This is a genomic window from Corallococcus sp. 4LFB, from assembly GCF_046520365.1.
GTDB classification, from domain to species: Bacteria; Myxococcota; Myxococcia; order Myxococcales; family Myxococcaceae; genus Corallococcus; species Corallococcus caeni.
Map to the genome: position 1 here is coordinate 1 of NZ_JBKGHJ010000120.1, position 18451 is coordinate 18451.

General features: G+C 71.0%; 30 protein-coding genes, 2 tRNA genes and 1 pseudogene. 22 read left to right on the forward strand and 11 right to left on the reverse strand.

Annotation, left to right across the window (positions count from 1 at the left end):
• The 7 genes and pseudogenes from ACLEQD_RS15305 to ACLEQD_RS15335 form a co-directional block, all read left to right on the forward strand.
• Positions 1 to 610 (forward strand): annotated as a pseudogene (locus tag ACLEQD_RS15305) (hypothetical protein); the annotation flags it as partial.
• 147 nt (positions 611 to 757) lie between these two features.
• Positions 758 to 1249 (forward strand): Spy/CpxP family protein refolding chaperone, encoded by a 492-nt coding sequence (locus ACLEQD_RS15310; RefSeq protein WP_410384733.1) that lies wholly within the window; start codon positions 758 to 760, stop codon positions 1247 to 1249.
• A gap of 382 nt (positions 1250 to 1631) precedes the next feature.
• Positions 1632 to 1703: transfer RNA gene (locus ACLEQD_RS15315), tRNA-Val, on the forward strand.
• Positions 1704 to 1724: 21 nt separating this feature from the next.
• Positions 1725 to 1801: transfer RNA gene (locus ACLEQD_RS15320), tRNA-Asp, on the forward strand.
• A 425-nt stretch (positions 1802 to 2226) separates the two neighbouring features.
• Positions 2227 to 2424, forward strand: a complete 198-nt coding sequence (locus tag ACLEQD_RS15325; RefSeq protein ID WP_410384735.1) for a hypothetical protein — start codon at positions 2227 to 2229, stop codon at positions 2422 to 2424.
• Entirely contained in the window at positions 2425 to 2628 is a 204-nt protein-coding gene (locus ACLEQD_RS15330) for a hypothetical protein (protein ID WP_410384737.1), read from the forward strand.
• A 132-nt stretch (positions 2629 to 2760) separates the two neighbouring features.
• Positions 2761 to 3009, forward strand: a complete 249-nt coding sequence (locus ACLEQD_RS15335) for a hypothetical protein (RefSeq protein ID WP_410384739.1) — start codon at positions 2761 to 2763, stop codon at positions 3007 to 3009.
• Positions 3010 to 3012: 3 nt separating this feature from the next.
• Here the strand turns inward: ACLEQD_RS15335 and ACLEQD_RS15340 are convergent, their stop codons facing one another.
• The 6 genes from ACLEQD_RS15340 to ACLEQD_RS15365 all read right to left on the reverse strand — a co-directional run bounded on the left by ACLEQD_RS15340 (position 3013) and on the right by ACLEQD_RS15365 (position 6693).
• The gene (locus tag ACLEQD_RS15340) at positions 3013 to 3351 is read right to left on the reverse strand and encodes a helix-turn-helix domain-containing protein (RefSeq protein ID WP_410384741.1); all 339 of its coding nucleotides are present in this window, start codon (positions 3349 to 3351) and stop codon (positions 3013 to 3015) included.
• 692 nt (positions 3352 to 4043) lie between these two features.
• A complete protein-coding gene (locus ACLEQD_RS15345; protein WP_410384743.1) occupies positions 4044 to 4616 on the reverse strand; it encodes a sce7726 family protein in 573 nt (190 codons plus the stop codon).
• Between the two features lie 3 nt (positions 4617 to 4619).
• Positions 4620 to 5111, reverse strand: coding sequence for a hypothetical protein (locus ACLEQD_RS15350; protein ID WP_410384745.1), 492 nt, complete (start codon positions 5109 to 5111; stop codon positions 4620 to 4622).
• A 3-nt stretch (positions 5112 to 5114) separates the two neighbouring features.
• Positions 5115 to 5285 carry a hypothetical protein gene (locus tag ACLEQD_RS15355; RefSeq protein WP_410384747.1) on the reverse strand — a complete coding sequence of 57 codons (171 nt, stop codon included), beginning with the start codon at positions 5283 to 5285 and terminating at the stop codon, positions 5115 to 5117.
• The gene (locus ACLEQD_RS15360) at positions 5282 to 6361 is read right to left on the reverse strand and encodes a hypothetical protein (RefSeq protein WP_410384749.1); all 1080 of its coding nucleotides are present in this window, start codon (positions 6359 to 6361) and stop codon (positions 5282 to 5284) included. Before ACLEQD_RS15360 ends, ACLEQD_RS15355 begins: the two co-directional genes overlap by 4 nt.
• Entirely contained in the window at positions 6358 to 6693 is a 336-nt protein-coding gene (locus ACLEQD_RS15365; RefSeq protein ID WP_410384751.1) for a hypothetical protein, read from the reverse strand. The genes ACLEQD_RS15360 and ACLEQD_RS15365 overlap by 4 nt, the downstream gene beginning before the upstream one ends.
• Positions 6694 to 6950: 257 nt before the next feature.
• Here ACLEQD_RS15365 and ACLEQD_RS15370 point away from each other — a divergent pair, with 257 nt between their 5' ends.
• From ACLEQD_RS15370 to ACLEQD_RS15430, 13 genes are all read left to right on the forward strand, one after another.
• Positions 6951 to 7151 (forward strand): hypothetical protein, encoded by a 201-nt coding sequence (locus ACLEQD_RS15370; RefSeq protein ID WP_410384753.1) that lies wholly within the window; start codon positions 6951 to 6953, stop codon positions 7149 to 7151.
• 50 nt (positions 7152 to 7201) lie between these two features.
• Positions 7202 to 7357 (forward strand): hypothetical protein, encoded by a 156-nt coding sequence (locus ACLEQD_RS15375; protein WP_410384755.1) that lies wholly within the window; start codon positions 7202 to 7204, stop codon positions 7355 to 7357.
• A 100-nt stretch (positions 7358 to 7457) separates the two neighbouring features.
• On the forward strand, positions 7458 to 7796 hold the full coding sequence (locus tag ACLEQD_RS15380; protein WP_410384757.1) for a hypothetical protein: 339 nt from the start codon (positions 7458 to 7460) through the stop codon (positions 7794 to 7796).
• A gap of 56 nt (positions 7797 to 7852) precedes the next feature.
• The gene (locus ACLEQD_RS15385; RefSeq protein WP_410384759.1) at positions 7853 to 8866 is read left to right on the forward strand and encodes a hypothetical protein; all 1014 of its coding nucleotides are present in this window, start codon (positions 7853 to 7855) and stop codon (positions 8864 to 8866) included.
• Position 8867: 1 nt separating this feature from the next.
• A complete protein-coding gene (locus tag ACLEQD_RS15390) occupies positions 8868 to 9401 on the forward strand; it encodes a hypothetical protein (RefSeq protein ID WP_410384761.1) in 534 nt (177 codons plus the stop codon).
• A gap of 2 nt (positions 9402 to 9403) precedes the next feature.
• Positions 9404 to 9688: a hypothetical protein gene (locus tag ACLEQD_RS15395; RefSeq protein WP_410384763.1), complete on the forward strand. Its 285-nt coding sequence runs from the start codon at positions 9404 to 9406 to the stop codon at positions 9686 to 9688.
• A gap of 401 nt (positions 9689 to 10089) precedes the next feature.
• Complete coding sequence (locus ACLEQD_RS15400; protein ID WP_410384765.1) at positions 10090 to 10716, forward strand: hypothetical protein; 627 nt, start codon at positions 10090 to 10092, stop codon at positions 10714 to 10716.
• 92 nt (positions 10717 to 10808) lie between these two features.
• Positions 10809 to 11696 (forward strand): hypothetical protein, encoded by an 888-nt coding sequence (locus ACLEQD_RS15405; protein WP_410384767.1) that lies wholly within the window; start codon positions 10809 to 10811, stop codon positions 11694 to 11696.
• Positions 11697 to 11707: 11 nt separating this feature from the next.
• On the forward strand, positions 11708 to 12286 hold the full coding sequence (locus ACLEQD_RS15410) for a hypothetical protein (protein ID WP_410384769.1): 579 nt from the start codon (positions 11708 to 11710) through the stop codon (positions 12284 to 12286).
• Positions 12283 to 13449: a hypothetical protein gene (locus ACLEQD_RS15415; RefSeq protein ID WP_410384771.1), complete on the forward strand. Its 1167-nt coding sequence runs from the start codon at positions 12283 to 12285 to the stop codon at positions 13447 to 13449. Before ACLEQD_RS15410 ends, ACLEQD_RS15415 begins: the two co-directional genes overlap by 4 nt.
• Complete coding sequence (gene tmk / locus ACLEQD_RS15420) at positions 13442 to 14065, forward strand: dTMP kinase (RefSeq protein WP_410384772.1); 624 nt, start codon at positions 13442 to 13444, stop codon at positions 14063 to 14065. The genes ACLEQD_RS15415 and tmk overlap by 8 nt, the downstream gene beginning before the upstream one ends.
• 3 nt (positions 14066 to 14068) lie before the next feature.
• Positions 14069 to 14329 (forward strand): hypothetical protein, encoded by a 261-nt coding sequence (locus tag ACLEQD_RS15425; RefSeq protein ID WP_410384774.1) that lies wholly within the window; start codon positions 14069 to 14071, stop codon positions 14327 to 14329.
• Between the two features lie 32 nt (positions 14330 to 14361).
• Positions 14362 to 14625, forward strand: a complete 264-nt coding sequence (locus tag ACLEQD_RS15430; RefSeq protein ID WP_410384776.1) for a hypothetical protein — start codon at positions 14362 to 14364, stop codon at positions 14623 to 14625.
• Here ACLEQD_RS15430 and ACLEQD_RS15435 read toward each other — a convergent pair.
• On the reverse strand, positions 14565 to 15383 hold the full coding sequence (locus tag ACLEQD_RS15435) for a hypothetical protein (RefSeq protein ID WP_410384778.1): 819 nt from the start codon (positions 15381 to 15383) through the stop codon (positions 14565 to 14567). The genes ACLEQD_RS15430 and ACLEQD_RS15435 overlap by 61 nt on opposite strands.
• 64 nt (positions 15384 to 15447) lie before the next feature.
• Positions 15448 to 15693, reverse strand: a complete 246-nt coding sequence (locus ACLEQD_RS15440) for a hypothetical protein (protein WP_410384780.1) — start codon at positions 15691 to 15693, stop codon at positions 15448 to 15450.
• A 140-nt stretch (positions 15694 to 15833) separates the two neighbouring features.
• Between ACLEQD_RS15440 and ACLEQD_RS15445 the strand changes: the two genes are divergently transcribed.
• Positions 15834 to 16004, forward strand: a complete 171-nt coding sequence (locus tag ACLEQD_RS15445; RefSeq protein ID WP_410384782.1) for a ribbon-helix-helix protein, CopG family — start codon at positions 15834 to 15836, stop codon at positions 16002 to 16004.
• 32 nt (positions 16005 to 16036) lie between these two features.
• On the opposite strand, the gene ACLEQD_RS15450 is transcribed toward ACLEQD_RS15445, so the two are convergent.
• From ACLEQD_RS15450 to ACLEQD_RS15460, 3 genes are read right to left on the reverse strand one after another with little or no spacing between them, the layout of a single operon-like run.
• Complete coding sequence (locus ACLEQD_RS15450; RefSeq protein ID WP_410384784.1) at positions 16037 to 16390, reverse strand: hypothetical protein; 354 nt, start codon at positions 16388 to 16390, stop codon at positions 16037 to 16039.
• Positions 16387 to 16707, reverse strand: a complete 321-nt coding sequence (locus tag ACLEQD_RS15455) for a phage antirepressor KilAC domain-containing protein (protein WP_410384786.1) — start codon at positions 16705 to 16707, stop codon at positions 16387 to 16389. Before ACLEQD_RS15455 ends, ACLEQD_RS15450 begins: the two co-directional genes overlap by 4 nt.
• Positions 16677 to 17219: a KilA-N domain-containing protein gene (locus tag ACLEQD_RS15460; protein WP_410384788.1), complete on the reverse strand. Its 543-nt coding sequence runs from the start codon at positions 17217 to 17219 to the stop codon at positions 16677 to 16679. The genes ACLEQD_RS15455 and ACLEQD_RS15460 overlap by 31 nt, the downstream gene beginning before the upstream one ends.
• 493 nt (positions 17220 to 17712) lie before the next feature.
• Here ACLEQD_RS15460 and ACLEQD_RS15465 point away from each other — a divergent pair.
• Positions 17713 to 18451: hypothetical protein (locus tag ACLEQD_RS15465; RefSeq protein ID WP_410384790.1), on the forward strand; the 739-nt coding region annotated here is incomplete at its 3' end.

Genomic DNA, 18451 nt, shown 5'->3' on the forward strand with positions numbered 1-18451 from the left:
CCGCGACCTGGACGACGCCCGCGGTGCAGGCCACGCTGAAGCAGGCGCACGCCACGCCCGCGTTCGTCCACCGCGCGTACCGCATCATCGCCGCCGGGCTGCGCGCCAACGCGGAGACCCGGCTCGGGCGCGTGGACGCCGCCGCCCGCGCGCTGGAGCAGCGGCGCGCGTTGTTCCTGGAGCAGTTCGACGAATCGGATCGCGACGAGGACATCCGCGCGTGACGCTCGCGGAGCTGCGGCTGGCGGAGAACGCGGTGGACCAGAGGGAGCCGGCGCGGGCGGCGCAGTGGCTGGGCAAGGCGCTGGAGCACGCGGACTCGCTGATGGCGCGCACCCACGCCCCGGTCGATGCCGGCCAGCTGGACGTGCTCTGGTTCGCGGCGCAGCTGCAGTCCGAGGACAGGACGCGGATGCCCTTCGACGTGCCCCAGCGGATGAGCCAGGCGCGGCGCACGCTCATCGAGCAGCGCGACCCGGCGTGGCGCGCCTGGCTGGCGTGGTTCAACATCTATCTGGCGCTCAGCGGCACCGAGGGTTCCCTCCCGGTCGCCGCGGAGAAGCCAGACGCGACGCAGGACGCCCGGACCGAGGCCGAACACATTCGGTAACGCGCGGGACATTTTCGCGGCACATGGCGGGAGCACCTTGCACCGTGTCAGCCCGGAAGCCCCGGGCCTGAGCGGCACGGGACCCCGTCCCATCAGGCCAATGGCTTCCGGGTGCGGTCATCACGCGCAAGCTGGAGGTACGTCACCATGAAGCGCCATCTGTTCATGCTGGGCCTGCTGTTCGCCGTTCCCGCCTTCGCCGGATCCACCACCCCGCAGGACGCGTCCCAGGGCGCGCGCCGCCCGCCCCCGTTCGAGCGCAAGTCGCCGGTCCAGGTGCTCATCGACCACCGGCAGGACCTGGCCCTCACCGACGCCCAGGCCTCGAGCCTGGAGAAGATCCAGGCCGCACTCGACGTGAAGAACGCGCCCGTGAAGCAGTCCCTGGAGGCCCTGCGCCCATCCGCGCCGCCGGACCGCAACCCCCAGGGCACGCCGTCCGCCCAGGACCGGGGCAGGCACGAGCAGGCCCGCGGCCTGTTCGAGCAGCTGCGCGCCAACGACATGGCGGCCTACCAGGAAGCGGAGCAGGTGCTGACGGACGCCCAGAAGGCCCAGGCCCGCACGCTCCTGGAGGCCGAGCGGCGCGCCCACGGCCCGGGGCACGGCGGCCGGGGCGGTCCTCCCCGGGGCGAATAGCCCTCCAGGACGGGGCCGGCCAGCCGCCCGCCAGGATGGCCGGAACCCCGGCGGCTTGGAGTGTCGTTTCCTGAAAGTCACGAACTCCCCGTCAGGATGTCAGAGAGCCTCCGTATGGTGCGGGGTACCTGGAGGCGAAGATGCAGACGATGTTGGTGTTCGTGCCGGTGGCCCTGCTGCTGGGCGCCGTGTTGATGATTCCCCGCTCCCGCCGCCGCGTGCGCCGGTGGAAGGTGCGGGCCTAGCAGGCGGATCCGCGCCCGTCGGATCCGCCCCTTTCCGAGGGGGCGGAGCGGATTGCAGGGGCCTCGAAAACAGATGCTTGACGGGGGCGGATGGGGACGGTACAAGCCGCCTCACTGAATCACGGCGGGGCCGCGCAGGGCGGATAGCTCAGCGGTAGAGCGGCGCCCTTACAAGGCGATGGTCACAGGTTCAATCCCTGTTCCGCCCATATAGAGTTAGCAGGGTTTGTGGGGAGTTAGTTCAGTTGGTTAGAACGCCGGCCTGTCACGCCGGAGGCCACGGGTTCAAGTCCCGTACTCCTCGCCACTTCGTCCCCAGCAAGTCTCCGGACTTGCTGGGGATTTTTTTCGTCCGTACCCCCCGTAGCACCACCGTAGCAATTCGGCATCGCGTCCTCCCTGGGTTGGAGCTTCAGCTTCGCCACCTCAGCGCAGAGGGCCGCCCACGGTGGCGTCGTGTACGCGGCCATGATTCCGGGCCGCCGGCCGTGCGTCACCCAGGCCAGCAGGTCCTCCCGGGCGCCGTCGGCGCGCGCCAGGCTGATGAAGGTGCGACGGGCGTCGTGCATCCGGCGCGGGCGGATGCCGAGCGTCACGCAGTCCCGGTGCAGCCGGCGCAGTGCGTGCTGGGGCCGCTGGTGGATGCCGGTGGGGGCCGGGACGATGAGGTCCTCCGGCTGCGGCGTCCGGGCGAAGGTGCGCGCCCAGCCGCCACCCTTCCACTCCGAGAGGATGGCCGACAGCCACGGATGCACCGGCATCTGCCGGGCCACGTCCGTCTTCGTGGACTGCTTCACCTCGTCCTCGCGGTGGTCGAAGGACTTCGTCACCCACAGCTTGCCGAGCGGGCCCGGCACCCCGTCCCAGTCCGCCCAGGTGAGCGCGGCCGTCTCGCCGAAGCGCGTCGCCGCCAGGAAGCCCAGGGCGTAGGTGACGCGCCGGACCGGCGGCAGGCGCTTGTCGGTGGTGAGGGCCACCACTTCGTCGCGCGAGAAGACGGCGGTGTCGCGCCACCGCGGGTCCGCATCCTGGACGGCGGGCAGCTCGCCCCGGCGCTCGCGCAGCTTGCACGGAGACTCGGCCACGAGTTCCTCCACCACCGCGTCCGCGAACAGCGTGCGCAGCACCGCGTAGACGTGGCGCACGGTGCGTGGCGCCAGCTCTCCCCCGGCCATGACGCGGGACATGGCGTCCCGGACGTGGACGTGGCGCACCGTCGACAGTTCCATGTCGCCCAGGTGCGGCAGCACGTGCGCCAGGCGCCCCTTGTCGTCGACGACGCTGGCGACGCCGCGGGCCTCGCGCCCGGAGAGCCACTTCCCCGCGTACGTCGCCACCGTCACCGGGCCGGAGGCGCCCAGGCCCTGGGCCTTCTCGGCCTCCACCTTCTTCTCGATGACGGCGAGGAGCTTCCGCGCCTCCGCCTCGTCGGTCGTCTTGCTGGAGCGGAGCACCCGCGTGCCCGCGGCGTTGCGGAAGTCCAGCCACCAGAAGGCGGAGTCCCCGCGGCGGTAGACGTTACCCACGGCGCCCGCCCTTCAGGATGGCGTCGGCCCTCGCGTCGAGCGCAGCGTCGTCGCTCGCCCGTGCCGCCTGGGCCTTCGGGGCGAACAGCTCGCTGCGCTTCACCAGCGAGGCCCTGCCCTGCCCGTACCGCTTCAGGATGCCTCGGCGCTGCCACTCGCGGATGGTGCTCACCGAGCAACGGGCGAGCGCAGCGGCCTCGGCCTGCGACAGCAGCTCGTCTTCATCCACGCTGGCGGGCGTCGCGGTGATGCCGAGTTCGCGCAGCGCGCGAACCACCAGCCGCCGCACCAGCACCTCCATTTCGCCACCGCCCTCGATGCTCTCGCTCACCACTCCCTCCAGTCGGGCGCCTGAATGCATGTGCAGTATCGATGCCAAAAGGAAACACGACGCGCTGTGCACTACGGATGACGTCGGTGGGGAGCGGCGCCTCCATGAATCACCCCCGGAGGCTGCTTGAAACATCAGTATCTCACGCTGATTTCGCTTGCAAGCGATTGCCCGCACTTTTCGCTTGCATCCTCGCTCCGCGTCCTGGGGCTCGTTGAATTCCAGGCAACCGTCGACGGACACGCACGAGTTGCACGCTCTCCCGTGCTCGGACTCCAGAAGGTGGACGCGTCCGTCACAGCTGTCTTGCATTGCGTGACGCACGACGCGGCGCGCGACCACACGGCGCGCGTCGGTGCGTGGCACCCGGAGGCCGATGCGAGGGATTGGTGAAACATCGGTGGCCCCATGCGCGCACGCGGTGCCGGCGGAAGGTGCTTCGCGGCTCGTCTTCGTGCGCTGCATGGGCCACCCCGAAAGACGGCACCTTCGCCCGACGAGGTAAGACGGCGGGCGCGGTGCCGGAGCCGCCTCCCGGGCTGCACCCCGTCGCACGGGTATGCCTCGCGGGCTGCGGCTCTAATGGGTTCCGGTCGAGCCGGAGGTGGTGGAGTCCCGCTGCTTACCTGGGCCGAAGCCCCAGCGAGTGCTGCGAACTACGCGACGCAAGGTGCGCCGGTTCTACGAGACTGTCAAGAGGCTCGCCATTCCTCGCGCTTCAGTAGCACCTGGCGGACGCGCGCACGCAGCTGCGCTTCCGGCACCACTTCGACGAGACGGGCGTACAGCGCGGCGCGCGACTTCCCCCGCACGCCGCGGGCCGCGCCCAGTTCCTCGAGGAAGGCGAGCGCCTCTTTGTGCCAGAGCAGTCGGCAGGTGGCGAGCGCGTCCGGGGCCGGGTTCGGCCGGGCCGCGCGCAGCTGCTCCATGCGCAGGCCGAAGAGGTCCGCCTCCACACGGAGGATGCCCCACCAGGAGGGCACCACCCGTAGCGCTTCCTGGAGGTGCCCGTCGCCGGTGACGAGGGTGCAGCGGTCCATGGCCTGGCTGTAGTGCTCCACCTGCACCGGCAGCCGGGAGAGCGTGTCCCGGTCCGCCTTTAACTCGTACCCGTGCAGGCAGTCCGCGGTGATGGACGCCACGTCCACGCGGACGAACCCGTGGCACAGGCCGAGCTCGTCAACCACCCGCCCGCCCGGGGCCGCCTCCGCCACCCGCTGGCGGAGGGCGGGGCGGATGTCTCGGTCCCGGGCGGTGCAGGCCACAGCTCAACCTCCGCTGAACGGAAGCGCCTGCTGCTGCGGCTCGCTCATCCGCCGTGCGCAAGCGGGACAGAAATCAACGGTGTCGGCTGGCATGTCGACAGGCTCTGGCCGGGGCGGTGGGGGCGGCAGGTCATTTCGAAGCCGCGTTGCCGGACCGGCTTGCCGGCGACGTCGAGCCGCCGCCAGACGGCGCTCGGTCTGCAACACATGCATCCCGTTCATGTCGCTCTCGCGGTGGTCTGGGAGGGCGATGACGCCCGGAGCCGCGCGCGTCGTGCAGGCGTCGCAAAGCGGGGCGTCGCACGTCTTCGGCTCGGGCTGCGCGTACGCCTTGCCCTTCACGTCGACACGTAGAACGGCCCCATCGACCCTGCCATCACAGAGAAGCGTGGCCCAGCGTTTCCCGCACACGCTGCACCTCTCCTTCTTCTCCTCCGGGAACTTCCCGCAGACGAAGAAGCGGCCGTACTTCGTGTCGTGGATGTGGCAGGCCATTCGTCAGTCCTCGTGGTGGGGCGGGTGCGTCTCGCCGTGGTGCTCACAGGCCCAGGCGTTGCGGCAACTGCACGCCACCTGCTCTGCATGGACGCAGCACGGCGTGTCCCCACGCACGAGGCTCCGTGGGCGAGGACGCGGCCGGGCCGCCTTCATGGAGACGGGCGCGCTCACGGTGCACCCTTCTCGCCGGCGGGCGAGGGCGCCATGCTGGTGGCGATGGCGGGAGCCTGCTTCTCCGGGGCGCACGTCTCGCAGACGGCATCGCGGCTCGTCTCCAGCGCGCCGCCGCACGCGCCGCACGTCCTGTCGGTGTGGATGCCGCGCGGTGTCTCGGCGGGCGGGACGGAGAGGGCGTCGCGCACCTCGCGCAACGTCTCGCGGATGATGGAGGCCGTGCGCTTCGCCTTCTCGCTCCCGGGCTTGGCGTCCACCGACGACACGTCGTCGGCCGCCGTGTCCAGGTCATCCAGCTTCTCGCGCACCGCCTTCACCTGCGCGCGGAGGGCGTCCCGCTCGGACTCGCGGACCACGGCGATGTCCGTCTGCTTCTTCAGGTAGCCCTTCCACTTCTCCGCCTCGGCGCGCGCCTCGTCGCGCTGCTCAGCCAGCCGGTGGATGCCCTCGTCCGGGGACTGCACCGGGTGGAAGCCGGGCAGGTGCGTGTCGATGGCCTTCGCCATGGCCTCCATGGCGGCACGTTCGTCGTCGCGTTCCTCCGTGAGGTCCGCGACCTTGATGTTTAGGTCCTCCAGCTTGCCGCGCGCCTCGTCCCGCTCGGCCGTGAGCGCGGCCACCTCGTCGCGCAGGGTGTCTCGCTGCTCCGTCAGTTCCGTGACGTCGCGCTTGTACTTCTCCGTGACGGCCTGGGTCTGCTTCTGGAGCCGGTCAACCTCGGCCGTGAGCGTGGCCACCTGGGCCGCATGCTCCGCGAGCAGGGCCGCGCCGGGATGGTCCAATGCCAGCGCGCTGCGGAGTGCTCCCGCCGCCTGTGCGTGCTCGCTGAATCGAATGGGGCCCGCGTCCAGGTGCGGAAGGTGGGGCTCGATGCGCTGGATGGCCTGGACCAGCGCCGCGTTGTCCGCCACCAGCCCCGGCACCTTCGCGCCCTCCAGCGCGGCGGCACGGAGATGATAGAGGCGCTGCTGGGCAAGGCTCTGCTGCTGATAGTACGCCGCAGGCAGCAACGTCAGCGTCTCTTCAATCCGCCGCGTTTCCTGCTCCACCTCCTCCGGCTTGCACGCGCTCATCCCCGGCCGCCCTTCTTGCCGGTCTTGATGAGCCCCTCAGCCTCCAGCCCGCGCACCATCAGCCGAGCCAGGGCCTCGTGCATGCCCGCCGTATCGCCCTCGTAGCGCGGCATGAGCCCCTCGCGCTGGCGGTACGCCTCGATGGCGTCGGCGTGGTTGTCGAGGGCGGAGTCCAGGCGGAGGTGCAGCGCGAGCACCTCCGTGAGGATGGCCGTCTGGCTCCAGCCGGCCTCCAGCTTCGCGGCGAGCCACGCGTCCTGGTCGTCCGGAGGCCGGAAGGCATAGGTGGCCGACGTCCTCTTACGGGTGGGCGGCTTCGGGGTCAGGGTCATAGCTCCGGACTGTCGCACATCGCCTCCTTCAAGGCAGCGGGTGATGGGCCTCAAGGTAGATTGCCAGCGACTTGTTTGCAAACCTCCGTTTGCATCTTGCAAACATGCCAGTCCTCCCCTACTGTTCGTCTCGTTGAGGCGGACGGACGGGGCCCCTGGCGGGGAGAGGTGGAGGGCGGGCGCGAGCTGGGTGGCCAGCGAGGACGCCAGCAGGTGCAGCACCGCAGGACGGACACGCAGCACATGGGGGTAGCTCTATGGACGAAGCGACGAAGGAGAAGCTGCAGGCCATGGCGAAGCGGGCGCGGCGTCTCCTCAAGGTGGTCGAGGAAGCCGTCGGCGCTGGGGCCATGGCCCAGCAGGTCGACTACACGCTCGACCTCGCAGTGGACCAGGTGGCGTGCCTCACGCGCGACATCAAGGCCGAGGTGAAGCGCGAGACCGAGGCGAAGGCCTAAGCCCACTCCGAGGCGGGGCGCCAGCACAGGCCCCGCCTCACGAGGTGACAATGCCTGCAATCGACCTGACGAAGCTGACCCCGGCGGAGTTGATGGCGCGGGCCGCGCGGGAGACTGGGCGCGCGTGGACCGGGAGCTGCGCCGCCGTGGCCCTGCCGCCTGCCGCGAGGCGCTCGACGCGATGCCGGTGGACGTTGCTGCGCTGAGCCCCAATGCGGAGTGCCGCTGTGGCCACCCGCTCCAGCAGCACGGGAAGGACGGCGCCGGGCCCTGCCCGTGCGGATGCCACTCCTTCCGGAGGCCGCGGTGAAGCCGCTACACGACGTGCTCGCCGCGCTGGAGGCGCACCACCGCGCGGGCACCTGCCGGCCGGAGGTGGATGTGCCGCACCTGTGCCACGAACTGGAGCGCATCGAGCGAGCGCAGGCGACGGAAGCGGAGGTGCTGCGCGGGGCGGAGGACGCCATCGAGCAACTCGTGCCGGACGGCAGCGCGACGACGGACCGCCGCTGGCGTGAGGAGCAGACGACATACACGGCGCCGCGTACGCGGCTCGCGGCGCTGGGCCTGGAAGAGGTGCTGCTGCGGAGCACCGTCGAGTGCGAGCTGTGGTGGGCGCGGAAGCGCATGCTGCTCGCGGCCTGAATGACAGACCGGCCTGATACGTAGGAATGCAACGTCAAACCCTTGGAGTCACACCCATGGAACCCTCTGCCATTGTCCTTCCCGAGGCGCCGGCGCATCGCGCCCTCATCACCCGCGACGTCCTCAAGTACGAGGCCGAGCAGCGGAAGCTCCTGGCCGAGTACGTGAAGGGACAGATGGTCGCGGGCACGGACTTCGGGGTCATCCCGGGCACGCCGAAGCCCACGCTGCTCAAGCCCGGCGCGGAGAAGCTCGTCACCCTCTTCCGGTGCACGCCGAAGTTCACCCTCATGGAGAAGCAGTCCACGCAGGACTTCGAGCGCGGCTTCTTCAACTACGTGTTCCGCTGCCGCATCTTCTCCCGCGACGCGGACGCGGTGGTGGAGGAGGGCTTCGGCAGCGCCAACAGCTACGAGTCCCGCTACCGGTGGCGCAACGCCGCGCGGAAGTGCCCGGCGTGCGGCAAGGAGGCCATCATCCAGGGCAAGGCCGAGTACGGCGGCGGATGGCTGTGCTTCAAGAAGAAGGACGGGTGCGGCGCGAAGTTCAAAGCCGACGACAAGTCCATCACCGGGCAGCAGGTGGGGCGCGTCGAGAACCCGGACTTGCCGGACATGGCCAACACCGTCCTCAAGATGGCGAAGAAGCGTGCCCTGGTGGACGCCTCCATCGCCCTCGCGCGGTGCTCGGACATGTTCACCCAGGACGTGGAGGACTTCGGCGGTGACGCGCCGCCGGAGGACTACGGCCCGCCGCCGGTCCCGCCCCAGCAGTCAACGGGTGAGCGTCGCGCAACCGCCACCACTGCGCCGCGCGAGGCGCGTCCCGCCGACGTGCACACCTTCGCGAAGCCCGCGCCCGGTGGCCCGGAGGACGTGGCCGCCGCCATCGTCGCGGAGGCGGAGCAGGCGCGGACGGCGGACGAGGTGAAGGCCCTGAGCGCGCGCGCGCGGAAGCTGCCGACGGAGGCGCTCAAGCGCCAGGCGGCCGACGCCCTCCAGGCTGCCGTGAAGCGCCTGGGCATCGAGCCGCCGAAGAAGGCCCAGCGCGAGCCCGGGGCCGAGGGCTGACATGCCCTGCCCCACCACCGTCACGCTGTGGGCGAGGTGTCGGCGCCGGTCGCCCAAGGCCGCCCTCTACACGCTGCCGGTGGAGGGGGACATGTGGCTGCCGACGGCCGTCGTCGCGGAGCACCGGGAGCCGGAGACGTCGCCGCACGGGGACGTCTACCCGCTCCGCCTGGAGGTGCGCCGCGACTTCCTCGCGGAGAAGTGGCCGAACCTCCTGGCGAAGCGTGAGGCGGGCGCTCCAGCTCGCGCGGTGTCGACGAAGCTCCGCCTCGTGGTGTCGGAGTCGAGCGTGGCGCAATTGGTGGTGGACTTCATCGCTGCGATGGACGGCTCACGACTGGGGGCCGAGGCCGCGGCGGTGGTGCTCGGGCTCACGGAGAAGCAGGTGCGGAAGCTCTACGACGGCTACCTGCGCGTCGAGTCGGAGGCGGAGCTGGTGAAGGTGGAGGCGGCGTTCAAGCTGGAGCTGCAGCGGCAGGCGAAGGCGACGGGGTTGCCCGTCGAAGACGGCATCTACTGGAGGAGGCTGTGGTGAGCATGACGACCGACAAGCTGCGCGACTGGCTGCTGAAGCCTCACGACGGAAGGGTGATGCCGCCCGGCGAGGTGCCGGGTCCGTCGGCAGACGAGATGGCGATTGGTCATGCCGGGGTCTGGTGGGCGGTCATCAACGTGGAGGCGGCCGAGTGGTCCGCTCCCGATTCCGTATGGCCAGACGAGTCGGCAGCACTCGACCGTGCCGACGACCTCGGCAGGTACTGGCGTGCCGTGCCTGCCGTTGCGGCACTCTGGATGCGAAACGAGGACCACGAGGCCGCGTGACATTCGCTGAGCCTGCGTGCCGGACGTGACCGACCACGTCCACGCCACGCAGGCGAAGCACCCCGGCGGCATTGGGCCGCCGGGCCTCTACGCAGCACCGTGCGTTCCGACAGCCGCAACACGCGGCCCGGGCCGGTCTCTTGGCGCGCGGGGTTGCAACCCGGTCCCATTGTGGGGCCGGGCCTTTCGAGGCGCGGACGTGGCGCGCCCGCTCGGGGCGGATGGGCACGCCCCCACCCGACCGCCCCGAGCCCTTGAAGCAGCACCGCGGTGCCAGGCGCAGCCTGGTTGACGAGCAGCACCCGGCAGAAAGCTGACGTGGGCGTGGGCCCGGCAGTGGCGATTCGAGGTCGCCCGCCAGCGCAGCAGCACGTAGCACCCCACCAACACCCAGGAGTCGTATGTCTTTCCTCTCGCGTCTCACCACGCTGGCGCTCGTGTGCCTCGTGTCCTCCTCCGCCATGGCGGCCTACTCCCCCTCCTCTCCCCCGGACGGGTGGGTGGGCACGCCGGAGGCGTGGGGCAAGCTGCTGAAGCAGGCCGAAGCCCAGGCCGCCGATGCCGCCAAGCTGTCCAAGGGCGCCAACGCCAATTGCCTGACGGGCGTTTTCATGAAGCTCCTGCTGGCCGCGCAGATTGCCATCTCCACCGACAGGGACGGCCATGGACTGACGCGGAACATCGACAAGGACAAGGCCCGCAGCGTCCGGGCCCGCGCGCAGTCGGAGCGCGATGACGCATGCAACGGACCGGGCGGCGGAGGCGCGACGGTCGAGGCCATGGCTCGCTACGTCGAGGACCACGCCGAGGACTACAACGTGGCGGACCTGCGCTCGGAGATGGCCAGCCTCTACAGCAGCGCCAAGGGACGGGCGACGCCCAGTACCCCGTGGGTGGAGTACCTCATCAAGGCGGGGTTCCTGGTCCAGCAGGCGGGCTCCCGCGTCGCCGTGGCGGCCGGCTCCCTCCTGCCCATCGTCGACCCGGAGATGTTCAACCGGAAGGGCAACCCGCAGGACGGCATCTGACGTGACTCGGCCGGGCGGCGCAGCACAGGCCGCCCGGCCTCTTCCTGCGCGTCGTCACGACGGCGCGCTCCTCGCAGCTTGAGAGGTGCCAGATGACGACGTGCACGGACAACACGAAGCACACGGAAGCGGATGTGGAGCGGCTGGGGAAGCTAGCGCGCCTTACGCTGTTCACGACCAAGCTCGCGCTAAACCATGCGGTGCCCGGGGGCTGCTGGGCGACGGGACCGAACACGGGCGACCCCGTGGAGGACCTCGTGACCTGCCCTGGATGCGCCGCGCTCACGGGCATTGAGGCGCTGCTGGATGGCAACCTGGCCAGTCTCGTGGCCGCCGCGCTGGAGGGCGCGAAGGTGCCGGGGCTGGTGGAGCAGCTGACGCTGGAGCGCCATGCAGTGGACACGCTGTTTCATGCCACCAAGGCGGGGCGTGTTGGCAAGTCGATGGAGGGGCACCTGCGCAGCGTTGAGCGCGTGATGGAGATGCGCGACGACCCCGCCCCCGGGGCCGCTGTGCTGCTTTCCGTCCAGCACGACCTGTCCGCTCTTCACGCCCAGGTGGCGACGCTCACGGCCGAGCGGGACGAGGCGCGGGATGAAGTCGAGCGCGTGGACCGGCTCTATGACGAGGTGGCGGACGTGCTGGACGCGGCGGGCATCCCCGCGCGCGAGGACGGCGCCCAGCAGGCCGAGCGCGTCAAGGAACTGGTGGCCGGGCGGGACGAGTGGAAGCGCCGCGCCGAGGAGCGGGCTGGGTTCGCGCAGCGCGTGGCGCACGAAAAGGAGGTCGCAGAGTCCGAGCGCGACGCCCTCCGCGCGCAGGTGGACTCGTTCCACAGGCGACTCACCAGGCTGGACGCACGGGCCGATGACCTCGCCCAGCAGGCGGTGGGGCCCAAGGGCTTCTCACCTGTCGCGGACGTCATCCGGGAGATAGCCTCCGACCTGCTGGACGCCCTCTCCGCCCGCCCGCGGAGATGAAGGACCAGCGAATGGCGCGCTGGGTGGAGCGCCGCCGCCGTGAAGCGCTGGCGCGCCTCGCCAAGCACCCGCCCGCCATCGCGGACGACGGGGCCGGGACCGTCTCGCTCGTGTGGCACGACGCCGAGCAGCGGTCGCACAGCTACGCTGTCACCACGAAGCAGATGCGCCTGATGCTGGGCGAAGTCGGGACCACCGAGACGACGGCCACCCTGGGCCCGACGTTCTGCGGGGACCCGGACTGCGAGGGGCACGTCCCCGAGGCGGCGCCCGCCACGGAGCACCATGCGGATATCGGCCCGAAGATGGGGCACGGCGCCAGGGACGCGCAGCGTCAGCGCGAGGAGGCCCGGAACTGGCGGGCGGCACTGCGTCGCGCGGAGTCGAATGCTTCAGTCGTGAGCCGCTACCTGGCCCACGCCAACGGCGGTGCCGTCCACCCCGGAGCGCTGCGCGAGGCTGTGCGCTGGGTGCTCCACGGTGACGCCCCGGCACGTCGGCACCGGATGCTCTCCGCCCTCGACGTACGCCCCACGGTGCCGCCGCTGCTGGAGCGCCTGCCGGAGGCCGACCCCTACGTGGCCGGGTGACGGAGTTCCACGAGGCCATGGGGCTGCCGGTGCGGCACCTGCCGGACGTGGGCACGGACGAGGAGCGCGTCCTCGCGGGGAAGCTCATCCTGGAGGAGACGCTGGAGTTCCTGGGCGCGGCGGGACTGTGCGTCCGGACCCGCCTGGAGGAAGGCGACTACGTGGTGGAGGTGGACCCGGACAGCCCCGGGCCGGACCTGGGCGCCATGCTCCACGAGCTCGCGGACCTCCAGTACGTGGTGGCGGGCCGCGCGGTGCAGTTCGGCCTGCCGCTGCTCGCCGCCGTCAGCGAGGAAATCCACCCAGCCAACATGCGGAAGCTGGGGCCCGACGGGCGCGCGGTGCGCCGCGCCGACGGGAAGGTCATCAAGCCCGAGGGCTGGGTGCCGGCGAACGTGGCGCGCGTCCTCCGGCGCGCCCAGGAGGGCCGCCCCACCCTGCCCGAGCGCATCGACGCCAGCCTCGCGAAGGTGGGCCACGAGCTGACGCCCACGGGCCGGCTCGTCGCCTCCGAGGTGGACGCGATGCTGCACCCCTCCGGCCGCTGCACCTGCGCGGGCGAAGGCCTGTGCGAGTGGTGCCGGGCGCGGTGCGACGTGTGCGGCGGCCCGGGCGTGCCCGAGTCGGTGAAGCGCGCGCTGGTGCGCGTGTGGAGCGCGCTCCGCGTCACCACGCCGGAGCAGGGCGCGGCCGTGGCCGTCCTCCGCGCCGCCTTCCAGGAACTGCCGGTGCCGGACGGCGACGAGGGCACCGATGCGGTGAAGCTCCTCATGGGGCGGAAGGCCGCTCGCGTCCAGGGGACGCTGGGCATGCGCAAGCCGCCGGACGCCCTCAGCTACCAGGACGTCGTCCTCATGGCCCAGGCGTGCAAGGCGGTGCTGGCGAACGCGCTCGACAGGCACGACTTGCCGGAGCCCGCCAAGGAGCGCGTCACCCTCGTGCACAACAGCCTCGTGGACGTGTGGCAGGGCGTGGCCTTCCTCCAGCACCTGGCCGGGAGCGCGATGGCGAAGGCCGTCCGGGACGCCGCGCGCCTCGGGGCGGAGGACATGCGCGAGCGGGCGTCCCAGGTGCCGCACTTGTACGGACTCGTGGACGCGCGCACCGCGCAGGAGGCGATTCTCGACCTGCCGCTGCCCGGGGAGGAGGTGCCCCGTGGCTGACGACCTGCCCGGGACCTTCCTTGTCGTCGAGGGCGGAGACGGCAGCGGCAAGACAACCGTGGCTCACACCCTAGCGAGGGAGCTTGCCGCCCGTGGCCTGCGCGTGCGCCTGACGGAGGAGCCGTCCCCGGGGCCCGTGGGGGTCCTCATTCGGAGCCTGCTTGTCTCCGGGCCGCTGTCTGCCGAAGTGATGGCGCTCCTCTTTGCGGCTGACCGCGCGCACCACGTCGACGCGGTGATTCGCCCAGCCCTCCAGCGCGGCGAGGTTGTCGTGTCCAGCCGCTACGTTCTGTCCTCGCTGGCGTACCAGGGCCCCCACGTGGGCATGGAGCGCGTCCTGACTCTCAATGCCCGAGCGCTCAAGCCGGACCTGCTCGTCTTCCTGGAGTGCCCACCCGACGTGGCCCTCCGCCGGGCCGGGGCAGTGCGCGCCCTCGACAACTACGAGAACCACGCCGTCGCCACCAGCGCGGCCAACGGCTACGCGCAGGCCCTCTTTCACCTGGAAACACAGGGGGAGCGCGTCGCCCGCGTGGACGCTTCGCAGGACCCGGCGCAGGTTCTTGGCGCGGTGCTTGAGCGGGTGCTGCCCCTGCTCACGCGCGACGGGAAGTAGCCCTTGCCGTTGCGGCACCGGGTGCGCATGGCCACCTTCCACGCGGAGGTGGCCATGCCCCTGTCCCGGATGCCCGTCGTGAAGCTGCACCTCACCGCCGCCGCGGCGAGCCTGCACGCACAGGCCCTGGAGGCTGGCGGTGCGCTCCCCGCCAACGTGGAGCGCGTGGCCCACCTCATCGACGACGCGCTCCGGGAGGCCGACCTCGAGCAGCGCGTGGACGTGCGTGAGCCGCCGCCGGAGGACTGGGCGGCGCCGCTGTAGCCCCGGCACGCCTCCTGCTCTCCGCGCCCGGCATGACGAGGACGGAGCGGGTGGCGCTGGCGCAGCGCCTGGGCGACGTGGAGCTGGAGCTACAGCGTGCGGTGCGCGGGCTGGACGGGAGTCCCGAGGCGCGGATGCGGCTGGCGCAGGCCCGGGAGGAACACCGGGCCGCTGAGACTCAGGCCCTGGCGGCCCTCACGTCCCGGGCCGAGCCGGACGACGCGGCGAACGTCGCTCAGTACAGCCCGCCGGGCCCGCTCACGTTGTCCTTCTTCGTCGCGGAGACGGGCACGTAGCATCCGCCGCGGTACTCCGCCGAGTTCTTCGGACACGGGGCGTCATCCTTCAGGCGCAGCCAGCAGCCGCCGTTCACCTCGACGGAGGGTGAGCGGCACGGCGCCCGCGCCTGCCCATCCATCGGCTCGTCAGGGACGCGGTAGCGGTCCGGGAGCCGGTTCCCCGCGCCCGATGCGAGGTCGGTGAACACGGCCTGCTCGGGCGTCATCTGGGGCAGCGCCATCTCTTCGACGAGCTCAGGGCCGCGCGCTGGCGTGCTCGCGTGAATGGCCAGGAGGACGCCGGCTGCCGCCAGCGAGGCCGCGGTGAGGAGTCGGAGGGCACGGCCCGGGCTGCGCACTAGCGCCTGCGCGGGAGGCGCACGACGCGGCACCGGCATGCGGCCCGTCAGCAGGTGGGCCAGCCGCTGCTTTGTCGCTCCTGCCGCCTTCAACACGTCCATCACGTCCTCGCTCGTGTCCAACAGCTCCGCCTCAACGGTGAAGGGGTCAGCACCTGAAGGGACGGAGACGAGCTCGCAGGCGACGAAGGCCGGGCGGGCCGAGGTGGTCACGAGGTACTGGAGCGCCACGTCCGGCGCCAGGTCCACCCGGGCCCCCGTGGGCGTCACCACGTAGGCCGGATTGCCCGTCTCCTCGTTCCGCGCCTCGTAGACGCGCCCCAGCCCCTCACCCACGCGCAGCCGCCGCCCGAAGCGGTACGGCCCCACCCCGCCCTGGTGCTGCTCCATCAACGGCTGCTCTTCGCGCTTATTCATGGCTCCGGCCTTTCCGGGCTTGCATAGACCACGCGCCCGGACAAGCGGGCAAGGGAGCGGACGGCTACCTAGAGGCAGAGGACAGGGCATCAGACAGGAGGGCCTCCACCTGGAGGAGGGCGGCGGTGTGGTAGGCGCGCGGGAGGTGGCTGGTAGCCCCGCGCTCCGGGGCGGCCTCACCCAGCGCGACGACGGCATGCAGCGTGTCCTGGACGTGCTGCGTCAGCTTCCGCAGCGCGCACGCCCGGCAACTGGTGGTGCCGCAGTCGCCCTTCTCGCAGTCCCGCTTCTTCGTCCGCTTCGTGGCCATGGCGCCCCCTGACTCGTTATGGCCATGTTTATACGATAAATCATCGGAGTCAAGATGGCTTGATGGGTCCGACCGAAAGTCGTACTCTTCACGGCATGCCAGTCCTGCCGCCACGAGGCGATGACGAGAAGACGAAGGCCGTGAGCATCACGCTGCCGCGCTGGCTCTCCGACCGTGTGGACCAGTTGGCCGACGTCCTGGGCTACCGCAGCCGCAGCGAGTTGATTTCGCGGGCGCTGGAGGGCGCCCTGCCCGAACTTGAGGCGCTGGCGGAGAAGGATGCCACCGCCCGGGAGAAGAAGAAGCGGTAGGGACTCAGCAGTGCTGAGTCCCTACGGTCGCTTCATGCCTCGCCCGCCTCTCCGACAGCAACCAACCCAACGGACCTCTCCCCCGCGAGCGTCCGCAGGCTGTCGAGGGGTACCAGCGCCAGCGCCTGGACGAGTGCGGCGCGACGGTGCCCCTCCGGCACGGGCGCGTCCCACTCCAGCTTGCCGTACCGCGCGGTGATGTCCGCCGCCAGGGCGTAGAGGCCATCGGCCACCTTCACCCCGCCGCTGACGCGCAGTGCAGCACAGACCTCATGGATGGCGTGGACAAGCACCCGCGGGTCGCCAAGCACGATGTCCAACGGCTCCGAGTACTCGCGAGGCTCCGTAAAGGTGAAGGTCATCATGCGCCCCGGTTTCGCGCTCATCGCTCGCCTCCCGCCAGCATGAGCAATTCTCCCTGAGCGGGTGGGATAGGCGTGGCAAGGTGGCCGTACTTCTTCGACAGCCACGCCACCCCCGCAGCCGTCACCATCGTCTGGCCGTATGACTTCGGCTGCTGGCCGGGCTGCTGCCTCTTCGGGACGCGTGCCTGGAAGACGAGGAGGCCCTTTTCCCGGAAGGGGGCGTAGGGCACCCACGGTCCGTCCTCCGACTCCCGGAACACCACCTTGTCCCGTGGGAGCCACTGGAAGAACTCGCCAACAGGCAGTCTCAGGTGGCGCGCGTCTTCGTCAGGCTCCATAGGTCCGTCGTGTCGAGGAACTGCTTCGCCATGTCATGGAACGGCTTCTGTGCTTCGAGTTGCGCCTGCTGGGCCTGGCTCTCTGCGGCGAGGCGCTTCTTCTCCCGCTCCGAAGCGACGAGGGCCTCCAGTGCTTCGAGGTAGTCCCCCGGGAGCGCGGGCACGACCGGTCGGGGTGCATGCCCGGTGGCGACGGCGTCGAAGACGTCGATGACCTGGAGGTGGAACTTCGGAGCCACCCACATTGCGTAGGCGTAGATGAGCTGCCGACAGGCGTACGTGCCTCGCTGTGGGCCGCCATTGATGGTCTCCACGGGGGCACTGTGGGGATTCCCATACTGGATTTCCTGGGTTAGCGCCCGCGTGCCGTCCAGCCGCAGGAACTGCGCGGGGCGGTGGCGCTCCTCCCCTCCCGCCGCGCGGTGCAAGTCGTTGAGGCTGTACCTGCCGTGGGCGTCCTGCGTGATGACGACTCCGGCAACCTGGATGCTGGTGGGCTTGCAACTGGACATGGACTGCCTCCGGGAAAAGCACGTCCCTCCCGGTGCCGTGCAACACCGGGAGGGACGCGGCGCGCACCGCCCGAAGCTGGCGTGTGGCGACTGATTGGGAACGGCCTGCACGGGGGCCAACGCCCGAGGCATACCGAAGGAATCTCCCGCGCGCTGTTATTTCCTCAGCGCGTTCCGAGCGTCCGCCGACGGGGGCGTCTGTGAATGGCCGGCCCTTCTGTCAAAATGTCGGCACGTGGCGGACGACGCCATGGGTGGTTGGTGTTGGTGCGGGGCGGCAGCCAGAAAGACGACGGGCCCGGCCGGGGAAGACGGCCGGGCCCGCGAAGGCCAGGGACACAGGGGAAGCATCGCTGGGGACTCCAGCATATCGCGTCGCGCCTTCATGCGCCGCAAGCGAGTCCGTATGCCCGCCTGTGCCCGTCGTCCCCTGGCTGCCCCCCGCACCTTCGCAGCCATGCCTCTGCCCGCCGCCCCCACTCCAGAGTTGGAGATGGAGTCCCTCCTCTTCCTCCTGCGCGAGCTACCTGACGGCTGCCCGGAGCAGCGGCGCGCGGAGGCGCGGCTCGCCGCCCTCGCCCACCCCCACGTGAAGCGCGCGGCGGCGGACCTCGCGCGACGCTGGAAGGTGCGCGCCGACGACTTGGAGCAGGAGGGGCAGCTGGCCACGTACAGGGCCTGGCGTCGCTTCACCCCGGGGCTGGCGCCGGGCCGCTGCCTCTACCCGGCCTACGTGCTTCGGCTGGCGCGGCAGGCGATGGAGAGGGCTGCGGCCGAGGAGCGCAGCGCCATCTACGTGACGCGGCACGCGCGCCGCAAGGTGGCCAGGGCCAAGCGCGCCGCGCGCGAGACGGGCGTGCCGGTGTCCACGGCCATGCGCGCCCAAGGCCTGGACGAGGCCTCCATCCTGTCGCTGGGTGAGGGCTCCATCTCCACCACCTCGCTTGAGCAGGTGCTGGCCGACACGCGGGGAGACGGCGCAGCGATGAACATGGAGGTGCGGCTGGGGCTGGTGGACACGACGTCCGCGGACCTGGCGCACGTGGCCGAGCGGGACGCCGCCCTGGAGGAACTCCACCAGCTGCCGCGCCTTCAGCGCGTCGTCGTCCAGGCCCTGGCGGGCTTCGGCCGGGCCAAGGGCGAGGCGCCCACCCCGAGGACGCTGGCGCAGGAGCTGCGTCTCCCGGTGGCCCGCGTCAGCCAGCTCCATGCCCAGGGGCTGGCCCGCCTGC